This is a genomic window from Chromatiales bacterium (genome assembly GCA_024234935.1).
Taxonomy (GTDB): domain Bacteria; phylum Pseudomonadota; class Gammaproteobacteria; order Steroidobacterales.
Genome location: JACKNI010000002.1, coordinates 464,296 through 476,764, shown reverse-complemented (window position 1 = coordinate 476,764; position 12,469 = coordinate 464,296). Strand labels below are relative to the sequence as shown.

Here is a 12,469-nt window from a genome sequence, read left to right as displayed (position 1 = left end):
CTCGCCGCCTTACAGCCGCGGCAGGTTTTTCGCGGCCGAACGCACGGTCTCGATGAATTCGGCCGCGGTTGGCCCTGGTTTGCTGTCGGCGCGCATGACCAGCAGGCAGTGCCAGCTGCGCGGCTTGGGTTGCCGGACCGGAATCGCTACCAACACGCCGCTGCGCAGTTCCGCGCTCACGAGCCGGGCAGGGAGAAACGAGACATAGTCATCGTTCAGCAGCTGCTGAACGCAGAGTTCCACCGAGTTGCTCTCCATGCTGTGTCGTGGTGGTGCCAGGCCGCTCGCCGCGTACATGTCTCGCAGTTCGTTCCACAGACGACAGAAAGGCCCGATGATCGCCCACTCGGCGTCAATCAGCCGTTTCAGTTCGAGTCGTCCTTCGCCAGCCCAGGGGTGCTGCTTGCGGACGACAAAGATATTGCGATCGGTATAGAGGGTCTCGGCGCTGAAGCGGGCGTCGAGCCGTTCGTCCGGTTCGTCGCAAATTGCAATGTCGTAGAGGCCGCTGCCGAGCTGTTCAAGCACGATATGCGTGACCTGGCGCATGATCTGCACCCGGACCGCCGGCCGTTTTGCACGGAATGAACGGATGGCAGCGGGCAGCAGGCTGCGCGCCACGGTTGGCGTGGCGCCAAGCCTCACCATTTCGCGACCGGTACCCATGACGTTCTCGATCTCATCACGGAACATCCTGAGTTCGGCCAGCGCCCGCTCTGCCCTGGGCAGGAGCATCAGGCCGAATCCGGTGGGCCCGACGCTGTGACGGGTGCCCTTTTTGCGCTCGAGCAGGCGTCCGCCACATTCCTTTTCGAGTTGCTGGATGCTGCGGCTGATCGCCTGTGGCGTGATATTGACGCGTGCCGCCGCCTTGTGAAAACTCCCGGTCTCGACGACCGCCAGAAAATGCTGCAGTTGTCTGAATTCCATCGCGCCCCCGCCTTTTATGCGCCGCTTCAAGCAACAACGGCCGCTTGTCGAACAAGAATAACAATTGCTGGTTCTGCGCGCGCCGTGTTTATACTCTCGCCGCCACGGGGTGAGTCATGCTGCCCGCAGGGCGCGTGGCCGGTTATCCAAATGGGGGTTCAAAATGCAGACGAAGTTCCGCAGTCATCTGTTACGCGGCAGTGTTCTCGGTATTTCATTGATCATGGTGGCGCCGATGGCCTCGGCGCTGGAAGAAATCATCGTCAGTACCCGCAAGCGGGAGGAAAACCTGCAGACGGTACCGGTTGCGGTATCGGTGCTGACAGCAGGCGATATCGAGAAGCTGAACATCGCGAACGTTGCCGATGTCAGCAAATTCAGCTCCAGCGTGATTTTTGACCAGGGCTTTGCGTCGCAGGACACGCGGATCACGATCCGTGGTCTCGCGCCCTCGCGCGGCCGGCAGAATGTCGCCGTCCTGGTGGACGGTATCGATATTGCTTCACAGGCGATCCAGACCAACGGTGGTGGCCTGCTCCTGAATCCGCGTCTCTTCGACCTTGAGCGGATCGAGGTGGTCAAGGGTCCGCAGAACGCCCTTTATGGCCGTACGGCTTTTGCCGGTGCGGTCAACTACATCACCCGCAAGCCGTCGAAGGATTTCGAAGCGCGGGTTGGCACGGATATCGGCGATAACGGCAAGCTGGAAGTAAAGGGCAGCCTCAGTGGTCCGCTGCTTGGCGAAACCCTGCTCGGCAGTATCAATGTGGCGAGCTGGAACCACGATGGTTTCTACAAGAATTCCGTCACTGGCCAGGATATCGGTGGGGCGGACGGCGAAGGGGTGTCCGGCACCCTCGTCTGGAACATCAATGACCGGGTCTCGGCGACTTTCCATACCGAGTACACGGATGACACCATCGAGCAGGCGCCCTATTCGGCGATCACGCCCACGGAGCTCAAGGATATTCCGCTGAGTGCGCGTACCGATCCGGATGGCGCGGGCCCGCTCGGCCCGGCCATCAATCCCAATCTGACGCAGATCGCATCGGTCACCAGCCTCCCGGACGGCGATGACCTCGCGGTCACGCTGTCGGAAGACCCGCGTACCGGCGCCGATTACCCGGGCACCGATCGGGAAATCTGGCGAAATACCCTCGACATCGGTGTGGACCTCGACGGGATGAAGTTCACCTCACTGACCCACTTCGCGACCAGCGATGTATTCAGTTTCGAGGACGGGCGTCGCGAAGGCAGCGTGTCGGCGGCGGGCAAGACCACCGGTGCCGAGTTCTGGCTGCGCGATGAAACCGACCTGTTCAGCCAGGAGCTGCGCCTGCAGTCCACGACGGACGGCGCGGTGGCGTGGACGGTTGGCGCCCTGTACTGGACTGAAAGCAAGGATGTTCAGGATGGCAGCGTCAACTGCATCTCGAATGCGGCACTGCCCTTCGCAGCGGGCGTGAACTGCGCGCCGCAGCTCGCCGCGATCAGCTCGGACGCACTGCGCTATATCGACCCATGGAGCCAGGACACCGATCACTGGTCCGTGTACGGACTGGTTGAATGGGAATTCATCGACCGCTGGAAGCTGATCGTCGAGGGCCGTTATTCCGACGAAGAGGTCAAGGTGACAGGTCCCGACCGCCGCGATCCCGACGGTACCGGCCCACTGTGTGCCCTTCCACGGGCGGTCGACTCACGCGGTCTTACGTTCCCGCCGTGTGCGAACTTCCCTGCCGCCCTGTCAGCGGCGTATGGCACCCTGTCTGACAAGGTGACCGACACCTTCTTCTCGCCGAAAGTGACCTTGCAATGGCAGGCATCGGATGATGCGATGTACTACCTGTCATGGGCCAACGCGACCAAGCCGAAGGGCATCAGCATCGTCGGCGCGCTGACGGGCTTTGATCCGGCGGCGAGCCGCTTCAATGATGAAACCCTCAACGTTTACGAAGTTGGCGCCAAGACCGACTGGCTGGACAAGCGACTGGTGCTGAACACCTCGCTGTTCTACCAGGAGTTCGATGACAAGCTGGTGTCTTCGCAGAAACAGGATCCGGATACCGGCCTGTTGTTTGCCGCGCCGGTCAATGCATCCAAGGCTACCGTCTATGGCCTTGAACTGGACATTGCCTGGCAGGCAACGGATGCGTTGCGGCTGAATGGTTCGTATACCTACCTGAACACGGAATACGACGACTTCACCCTGTTGACCAAGGGTCCGGGCACCATTGCTGATGCAGGCAACTGCACGATCGTCGCCGATCCGGGCAAGGGCAGCAACGGTGTCGATGATGACTTCTGCCAGGTCGATCTGTCCGGCAACGAGCTGGAATATGCGCCCAAGCACGCTTTCGTCGGCGGTTTTTCATACCGCAGGTCGCTGGTTGGCGAAACCGACTGGCTGTTCGAGGGCGACCTGATCTATCAGGATGATCGCTATCAGGATGCGGTCAACACCGTGAAGTTCGACGCCTATACGACGGCTGATTTCCGCCTCGGCATCGTGAACAAGCAGTGGGACATCATCGCCTACGTGGACAATGCCTTTGAGGATGACACCATCAAGTCCTCGTTTCGCAACACCTATAACCAGGGCATTGCATTCTTCGGCGGCAGTTTTTCACCCGATGGCCCGCCGAGCACCTTCGTCCTGCCCGGCAACCAGACGCCGATCAAGCCCGATCAGCGCCAGGTCGGGCTGCGCGTGAACTACCGTTTCGGCGCCCCGTAAAGCAACGACAGGAAGGACCCGTCAGCATGACTCTTACTGCCACACGCACCCGCCGACGGGTCCTGAAGGAAATCGCAGCCACTGCCGGTGTCATCACCGCCGGCAGTGGCCTCGGCACCGCAGCGCTGGCGGCCAGCCGGCGTGACGCTGATGTGATCGTCATCGGCGCAGGCCTCGCAGGACTGAATACCGCGCTCATGCTGCAGGATGCCGGCATGAGTGTGCTGCTGCTCGAGGGCAGCAACCGTGTTGGCGGGCGTGTGATGACGCTCGACAAGGTTCCGGGTCGACCCGAAGCCGGCGGTACCGAATTCGGTGCCGGCTATGCGCGCTGCCTGTCGATGATCGACCGGCTGGGCGGTTTTCCGATGCAAAAGTGGCTCGATACCGTTGAGCTGCCTTTTGCGTTGAAGGTCGATGACACGACCATGTCGATGGCGGCATGGGCCGACTCGCCGCTCAACAAGCTGGTCGGCAAGGAGCGCACCGGAGGCGGGCCGTTGATGGGGCCCTTCGGGCTGACGATGATGTATGCACCGCAGCCCTCGCCACTCAATGGTCTCGACAGCTGGCTGTTGCCTGAAATGGCGGCGCTCGACATCAGCTATGGCGACTACCTGAAGAGCTGCGGCGCCAGTGAGGCAGCCCTGCGGTTCATCGACAATGACACGCCCACCGGTGACGTCAATACGCTGTCAGCGCTGTGGCAGCATCGCCTGTTCCGTTTTCAGGACGCGATGGGTGGCATGGATGGCCTGAAGCGCATCGCCACGGGCAGCAGTCGCCTGCCGGAAAGCATGGCCAGGCAGTTCAAGCGGGAGATCGCCTTCAATGCGCATGTCACGGCGATCCGCGCTGACAAGAACGGCGTCGAAGTCAGGACCAAAGCCGGCCGCCGTTATCGTGCCGGCCGGGTGGTCGTCGCCGTACCGCTGCCGCTGCTGCGCGAGATCGCCATCGAGCCGGCGCTTCCGGCCCTGCAGGCGGCAGCCGTGCGCGAGATTCCCTACGACAACATGGTCAACGTGTTTTTCGCCGTCAAGGAGCCCTACTGGAAAGTGGACGGGCTGCCGGGGTCGCTGTGGACCAATCAACCGATGGGTCGCCTGTTCCATTTCAAGTCAGAGCAGGGCGAATATGTCTGGATGAACGTCCGCAGTCCGCGTTCACCGTGGCTGAAGATGAACGACGCGGATGTGATGCGGGCAGCTACCAAAGCACTGAATGAAGCGCGGCCAAGCACCGTCGGGCGCGTGGAAGCCACGGCGGTGGTGAACTGGTCTGCTTACCCGTGGACACGCGGCCACAACATGTACCGGACGCCGGGCCAGATTGCCCGCTTCGGCAATGTTGTTGCAGAGGCACATGGCCGTATTCATTTCGCTGGCGATCATACGGCGGCAACCATGATGGGCATGGAAGGCGCAATGGAGTCAGGCGAGCGTGCGGCGGTGGAAATCCTGCAGCTCGCCTAGATCGCCAACTGGCCTAGAATGGTCTTCTTTCTCCCTGAATGAAGAAGACGCATGCAAACGATCGTCATCACGGGCAGTACCCGGGGTATCGGCAAAGGTCTCGCCCGTGAATTCCTGAAACTCGGCCACCGGGTGGTGGTGACTGGCCGCAGTCAGGCCGCCGTCGATGCCGCAACCACGGAGCTGGGCAGCCCCGCCGAGGTGCTGGGCGGCGTCTGCGACGTACGCGACATGGCCTCGCTGCAGGCGGTTTGGGACGCGGCTGTCGCGCGCTTTGCCCGTGTCGATGTCTGGATCAGCAATGCCGCAGTCGCGACGGACCGCGCACTGCTCGCGGATCTGCCTGCGGAGCAGATCGCCGCCACCATTGAAACCAATCTGCTCGGCACGATTTACGGTACCAAGGTCGCACTCGCCGGAATGCTGCGCCAGGGCAGCGGCAAGATCTATACTTTTGAAGGCTTCGGCAGCAACGGCATGATGTCGCCGGGCCTGACGGTCTACGGCAGCAGCAAGTATGCACTGCGCTATCTGACCCGGTCCCTGGCAAAGGAATACAAGGATTCGCCGGTACTGATCGGCGCACTGAGTCCCGGCATGGTGCCGACCGACCTGCTGATCTATTCGTCGAAGAGCAAGGATCCGCAGGAGTGGGCGAAGGCCAAGCGGGTCATGAATATCCTTGGCGATACGGTCGAAACCGTAACGCCGTGGCTGGCTGCCCAGGCGCTGGCAAACTGCAAACAGGGCGCATGCATCGAGTGGCTGACGCCGCGCAAGGCTGCGCTGCGTTTCGCAATGGCGCCGTTTCGCAAGCGCGACATCATTTCGCCGATCGAAGCGCGGACGGACCTGAAGGTCCGCTGATTTCAAACTGACTGAAGTACAAGGGAGCTCTAGTGGAAATCGACATCATTCTTGAAGCGGACGTCACGCCCGCACGGGTTGCGGAGCTGGCCGCGATTGCCGAGAGCTACGGCATACGCGGCCTCTGGACGCAGAACTACGCCAATGCGCGCGATGCCTTCATGTGCCTCATGCCGGCGGCAACAGCCACGAAAAAGATCATGCTCGGTGCCGTCGTCATCAGTCCCTACGAGATGCATCCGCTGAAGATTGCCAACGCGGTTGCGACGCTGAACGAGTACTCCAATGGCCGTGGCATGGTGGTGATCGGCGGTGGCGGGGAATGGCCCGGCGTCCTCAACAAGCCTTACGGCAAACGCGTAAAGGGCCTTGGCGAAGCGGTGGCGATGGCAAAGCGCGCGGTACGCGGCGATGTGGTGGTGTGGGATGGCGAGGTCTACAAGTCGCGCTATTTCCGCTCGACCTGGGTAAAGGGCACGCCACCGATCATCTACGCGGGTGCCACCGGTCCGAAGATGCTCGATATGGCGACGCGGTTTGCCGATGGCACCATGTTCAGCGACATGATCCTGCCGATGTTGCCGAAGTGCATGGGCGACGTTCGCGAGGGGCTGGCCCGGCATGGCCGCAGCGCTGCCGATTTCCGCGTCAACAACTTCTGCGCCTTCCATATCAAGGAAGACCGTGAAGCCTCATTCCGTGAGGCGCGCCGCGAACTCATGGTCCGTGGCTGGCTGGAGGAGGCCTGGTACGAACCCTTCCTGACGCCCGAGGAAGCGAAGGTCGTCCATGACAACAAGGACGCATTCCTCACCGCGTTCCGCACCAAGGCTGGCGAGATCAAGGGCGTGGCGCCGGAGATCGTCGCCAAGCTGGTCGAAGGCCTGAGCCTGGCCGGCGATCTGAGTGATCTGGACCGGCATGTGGAGCGCATCAAGGCCTTCGCCGCAGCCGGCATGACCGAGAATGCGCTGCGTCTGCACGATGAGCCGGAGAAGTCGCTGCACATCATCGGCAAGGAATTGCTGCCCAGGTTGCGCCGCTAACAACATAAAAGTAAACAATGAGTTAGTTTTTCTACTGTCAATACAGTGTTTATAACAGGCGAGGTCCTTCATGCGCATCAAGTCTGCTTCCAGCCTGGCCCTGATCGTCAGCGCCCTGCTGGCTGGGGGCTGCACCAGTCCCTCGTCGCCCGAGCGCGCGTCACAGACCGCACCAGACGCCAACTTCGCTGCCTACCGTACCTTCGGCTGGCAGCCTCCGCCCGCCGCCGGCAGCGAAGAACCCATGCGACTGCTGGATTCCAATATCCGTGAGGCCATCCGTACCGAAATGACCCGCCGCGGATATACGGAAGCAAAAGATGATCCCGACCTGTGGATCGCTTACGAGACCGCGGCTGACGAACGCCTGAAATCCAGTCCGTTCCGCATCGGCATCGGTGTCGGCAGCTTTGGCAGCAATGTGGGTGGTTCGGTCAATGTCGGCAGTCCGAGCGTACAAAGCTATCGCGAAGGGCGGCTGGTCATCCATGTAGTGGACGCTGCGGCAAACCGCGAGTTGTGGTTTGGCTCCATCGCGGGAAGCATGCAGAAGGGCAGCCTGGAGGCGGATGCGGTAGCCCGGGCCGTCGCGCTGGCGATGCAGGATCTACCCGCCCGGACGGCTGCACCCTGACTCATGCGAACTCGGGCTGGCACCGGATTTTCTTGAATGTTGAACATACACGCGACGAGGTAATTGCAATGAAGAAACGACAATCCCTGCTGATCGGCATCGCGGCAGCTGCCGCTGTGCCGTTTGCACTCAGTACGACGCTGCTGCAGGCGGCGGAGCCCGCCAAGGCGGAACAGAAGCCGGCTGCGGGCGTCAATGTGGGCGGCGGCGAACGCGGCATCGATGCGGTCATCATCCCGGGACCGCCGATCACCGCGAACGACTTCATGAACAAGAAGCATCGCGCTTTCCCGCAGGGCATGACCTGTGCCGAGTGCCACGATGTGGACTTCACCATTGATACCGTCGCTTCCGCCACCCGGCAGATGGCGCGCAGTTCGATGCAGCTCCCCCAGGAAAAGATCTGGGAGAAGATCGTCGAGTTTCTGCCGGGCCGCGAGCGGTTCGCGCTGACCACCGCCATCAACAACAAGCCGCTGGCGACCACGGTCGACATGGTGCTCGACAAGGACGAGAAGGTCCTCTACGTCGTTTCCGAGATCGGTACCGAGAAGCTGCTGCAGATCCGCAAGAACCCGAACATCAGTGCGGTGCACTTTGCGGGCTGGAGCATCGCTGAAGGGGGTCCCAAGCTGTGGCGCAGTACGCAAATCAATGGTACGGCGGAGGTGATTCCCTCGTCTGATCCGCGTTTCAGTGTTGCCGTCGACAAGTACAACCTGGTGCGTGTGAAGAAGGAGCGGGCCCTGCGTCGCTTCGACCTTATCCGCATCAAGCCCGAGCAGATCTACTACTTCGATACGACGCTCGGTGAAGGCTATGCGGTCTACCAGCGCTGGCTGCGTGGTCGCACGGGCGTCGTCACCGACTGATGGCGCTCTGAAAAGGTCGCCTGAAAAGAAAAGGGCGGTGGATCTCACGATCCACCGCCCTTTTTATTGTCGTCGCTCTGGCCAGGTGACCGTTACTGGGCACCGCCGAACTTGTAGCTGAGCGTTGCACCGACCTGCCGGCCGGGTTGCAGGGTCAGGCCGAATCCGCGACCGCTGGTCGAGGTCGAGACGCATTGTGCGGCCGTTCCGCCGGAGGCGGTACAGCTGGGCAGTGCGCCGCCGGAGGACGCCTGCCGGTCGATGTACCGCAGGATATCCAGCGGGGTGTCATCGTCCGTCAGGTTCTTGACCCAGGCGGTAAGCTGCCAGTTCTGCCAGTTGGCGCCGATGCGCGCGCCGAGCAGATTGCGGTCTCCCGTCTCGATAAGGTTGTGCTCCTGTGAATACTTCGACTCCTCGAAGGTGTAGTCCGCACCGACGAACATGCTGCCCCAGCTGAACGGTATGTCATAGCGGGTGAACAGCGCGAACTGGTTCTCCGGTACACGCGGGGACTGCTTGCCGGATACGTCACCGAACTCGTTGTAGTAATTGCTGAGTGTCGTAAAGCCGGTGACATTGCCCACCAGATCGGCCTGGTCAGTGCTGATCCGCTCCTTGATCTCGGAGTGAGTCCAGGCGTAGATGAACCCGGCAGTCCAGTTGTCGGTGATGGCGAAGTTGGTCTCGAGTTCTGCACCCCAGACTTCGGTCTTGCCCACGTTTGCAAGCACCGACTGGGGCACGCCGCCCGGACCTTCGATGTTGGTCGTCAGCTGCTGGTCTTCCACGTCGTTGAAGTAGACCGCGAAATTCGCGATCAGGCGACGATCGAGCCACTCGGTCTTGGCACCGATCTCATAGCTCCACATGGTCTCTTCATCGACGGCACGGAAGCTCTCATCGGGCAACCCGGAAACCGGATCGTTCGGCAGCGTCGCATTGAAGTCACCGGGCTTGGTGCCGCGGGCGATGTTGGCATAGAGATTGACATCGTCGCTGTACCGGTAACGTGCGGTCAGACGCGGCGTAAAGCTGGTGAAAGTCTTCTGGCAGCTCGAACTGCCTGCGCAGGGATCAATAGTGCCGGTGCCGTCATTGACGACATTGGAGACCTCGACGTCATCGCTCGAGTAACGACCTTCCAGGCCTACCGTGAGGCGGTCGTTGATATCCACATCGATGCCACCGAATACGGCGCGATTCTGCACCCTCTGCGTGGTCAGATTGGCGATCGTCTGCAGTGCTGACACGCCACTGGACAGAACTTTGCGGTTGTAGACTTCCCATGCCTTGATATCCAGGAAGTAGAAGCCAAACGTACCGCGAACCCGCGCATCCTGTGGCGTAGTGACACGCAGCTCCTGGGTAAAGGTCTCCGACTTGTCCTCATCCAGCTGGTAAAAGCTGCCAGCCGACGCGCCAAAGGGGACGGGGTCATAGTTGGCGTAGGAATTGTCAAAGCCCGTATTGACCTTGTCCGCGATGTAGCCCGTGGTGCTGGTAAACGTGTAGCCGCTTGGACCGGTGTACTCGATGGCCAGACTCGCCAGATCGCGATCGATTTCGGCACCCGACATGCCACCGTCGGCACCTTCCAGCAACCCGGTCGCGAGGTTGATGTTGTTTTCGTCGAGAACGGCGGTACCACAGTAGTAACCGCGGGCGCGTGGCGTGGTCGCGGTTCTGGGGTAGCAATTGTTCAGCGTCCTGGGCTGCAGGTAAATCGCGAAATGGTCGTCGTCGGTGCGCTGCATGCCACCCTTCAGGGTGATCTCAAGGCCATCCAGCGGCGTCCATAGCAGCTTGGCAGTGATGTTCTTGGTCTCTGTGCCGCCCAGCTTGTCACCATAGGCCTGGTTGGTGAACTCACCGCCGTAGGTGTCGTAGCCCGCGCTGAGGTAGTAAGCGAGTTGATTGTCGATGAGTGGTCCGCTCAGCCAGCCAGAGTACTCCTGGGTGTCGTGTTCCGCGCCGGTGATGGTGGCGCCACCCTCGAGTCCGTCAAGCGAGGGCTTGCGGGTGATGTAGTTGATCGCGCCAGCATAGGTGCCACGGCCAAACTGTGCGGCCTGCGGACCCTTGATGATTTCCACCCGCTCCAGGTTGGAGAGCTCGGTCGCCTGCGGTGAGCCGGACAGATAGATGCCATCGACGAAATACCCGACAGCAGAGCTGTTGGCGACGCCGTTGACGACAGTCGTGATACCGCGCAATGACGGACGATCCGAGCCCGGTTGACGGCCAAAGCCGGAGGTGAACGAGAAGCCCGGCGTGAACTTCGCGATATCGTCGATGCTCTTCAGATTGAGCTGTTCGATGTTCTGCGCAGTGAATGCGCTCACTGCAATTGGAATTTCCTGGATGCTTTCCTCATATTTACGAGCGGTAACGACAATCTCTTCGGGGATTGCCATTGCAGGCTGCGCGAGCAGGGTGATGCCCGCTGCGGCAAGGCCCAATAAGGGCTTGTTGAAATAATCGATCGGTTTCATGCGGGTTTCCCCCTCTCTTTAGGAACAATAACTGTAGCGCGAGTGCAACACAAAGCATTGCTTCCGCCAAGTGGATATAAAGTTAGTACAACGTGCCGACACTACGAAGGCAAGTCAAGCGCTTGTCTATAGTGGAACTTACGGACGGCTACATTACAAGCGACAGTAATTCGCTGATTGTGGCCGCCAAGCAAATCGCGACTCGATAGGTTGTCCGAATAGCGGTCAGGCCCGGCCGGTCAATTGACGGGTAATTCCGGCTTTCAGGGGCGGCAACCGGTTGGCGAGACGCAGCACGGCCGACCTGACAAAGCGCGCCGGCATCTGGTCGTCGGTGAACAGGCCGACGAGCACATTGGTGCCCAGATAGATCGGCCGGGTCGCCCGCCGGTGCTCGGACTGGTAGCGAGTCAGCACCGACATGCTGCCGATATCCCGGCCGGCGGCGCGCGCACCGCGCAGGGCCCGGGTCAGCGACGCCACCCCGTAGAGGCCGCAATTGAAGCCGTGTGCGGTAACCGGGTGCATGCCGACCGCGGCGTCGCCAAGCAGCGCGAAGCGATGGGCAACAAAGCGCTGCGCATATACCGCGACCAGCGGATAGCTGTGCCGTTCGCCGACCAGCCGCATCGGGCCGAGCCGGGATTCGAACTGCTCGGTGACCAGCTTTTCGAATTCCGGGACCGGCATCTGCATCATGGCATTGCTCTGGTCGGCCGACAGCGTGATGACCGCCGAAGACACCAGACCATTGAGCGGCAACACCGCGAGAGTACGGCCATAGTGGAAACATTCGTGCGCGATCCCGTTGTGCGGCAATTCGTGGGACAGGCGACAGACAATCACGGTGCGCCCGAAGTCACGCATGTCCGCGCCGATGCCCATGCGGCGCCGCGCGTCTGAAAACCGGCTGTCGGCGGCGACCATCAGCGGAGCCTCCAGGTTCCGCCCGTCAGCCAGGCGCACTTCAGCCGCATCTGCAGTCGTCGCCACGCCGCTGACCGCCGCATCGCTGATGATCTCGATCGAAGGCATGGACGACGCCACCTCGAAGGCGGCTTTGCGGATCACGTTATTCGCCACCAGGTAGCCCAGTTCGGTCTGCTGCGTGCCACGCGTGTCAAAACCCAGAAAGTGCGGTGACTTGCCATCGAGCACCCGGGCCTCGCGGATCGGCGAAACGTCTCCGGCAGGATAGTGCTGCCACATTCCCAGCGACTGCAGGATGTCGGCGGCGCGGTGAGTGAGTGCGATCTCCCGGCCATCGGCCGGCGGGTCGGCCAGGACGGCACGCGGCAGCTTCTCGACGACCGTCACGCCGAAGCCCGCATCCGCCAGTGAAATCGCGAGTGACAGGCCAGCCGGTCCTGCGCCGATGATGATTACGTCCCGCTCGTTGACCATGTCTTGCTC

At 61.4% G+C, this 12,469-nt stretch carries 9 protein-coding genes; 6 read left to right on the top strand and 3 right to left on the bottom strand.

The annotated features are described in order from the left end of the window. Positions 1 to 9: 9 nt before the first annotated feature. Entirely contained in the window at positions 10 to 930 is a 921-nt protein-coding gene (locus H6979_07610) for a LysR family transcriptional regulator (protein MCP5139706.1), read from the bottom strand. Between the two features lie 163 nt (positions 931 to 1,093). Here H6979_07610 and H6979_07605 point away from each other — a divergent pair, with 163 nt between their 5' ends. The 6 genes from H6979_07605 to H6979_07580 all read left to right on the top strand — a co-directional run bounded on the left by H6979_07605 (position 1,094) and on the right by H6979_07580 (position 8,561). Next, entirely contained in the window at positions 1,094 to 3,667 is a 2,574-nt protein-coding gene (locus H6979_07605) for a TonB-dependent receptor (protein MCP5139705.1), read from the top strand. A gap of 26 nt (positions 3,668 to 3,693) precedes the next feature. Then, on the top strand, positions 3,694 to 5,142 hold the full coding sequence (locus tag H6979_07600) for an FAD-dependent oxidoreductase (GenBank protein MCP5139704.1): 1,449 nt from the start codon (positions 3,694 to 3,696) through the stop codon (positions 5,140 to 5,142). Between the two features lie 51 nt (positions 5,143 to 5,193). Then, positions 5,194 to 6,009 (top strand): SDR family oxidoreductase, encoded by an 816-nt coding sequence (locus H6979_07595; GenBank protein MCP5139703.1) that lies wholly within the window; start codon positions 5,194 to 5,196, stop codon positions 6,007 to 6,009. A gap of 32 nt (positions 6,010 to 6,041) precedes the next feature. Continuing rightward, complete coding sequence (locus H6979_07590) at positions 6,042 to 7,055, top strand: LLM class flavin-dependent oxidoreductase (GenBank protein MCP5139702.1); 1,014 nt, start codon at positions 6,042 to 6,044, stop codon at positions 7,053 to 7,055. Positions 7,056 to 7,125: 70 nt separating this feature from the next. Then, positions 7,126 to 7,689: a DUF4136 domain-containing protein gene (locus H6979_07585; protein ID MCP5139701.1), complete on the top strand. Its 564-nt coding sequence runs from the start codon at positions 7,126 to 7,128 to the stop codon at positions 7,687 to 7,689. 68 nt (positions 7,690 to 7,757) lie between these two features. Next, positions 7,758 to 8,561 carry a pyridoxamine 5'-phosphate oxidase family protein gene (locus H6979_07580; protein MCP5139700.1) on the top strand — a complete coding sequence of 268 codons (804 nt, stop codon included), beginning with the start codon at positions 7,758 to 7,760 and terminating at the stop codon, positions 8,559 to 8,561. Between the two features lie 92 nt (positions 8,562 to 8,653). Here H6979_07580 and H6979_07575 read toward each other — a convergent pair whose 3' ends face one another. Together H6979_07575 and ubiM are read right to left on the bottom strand one after the other, a co-directional pair. Next, positions 8,654 to 11,056, bottom strand: coding sequence for a TonB-dependent receptor (locus H6979_07575; protein ID MCP5139699.1), 2,403 nt, complete (start codon positions 11,054 to 11,056; stop codon positions 8,654 to 8,656). Positions 11,057 to 11,281: 225 nt separating this feature from the next. Next, entirely contained in the window at positions 11,282 to 12,460 is a 1,179-nt protein-coding gene (ubiM, locus tag H6979_07570) for a 5-demethoxyubiquinol-8 5-hydroxylase UbiM (GenBank protein ID MCP5139698.1), read from the bottom strand. Positions 12,461 to 12,469 lie beyond the last annotated feature (9 nt).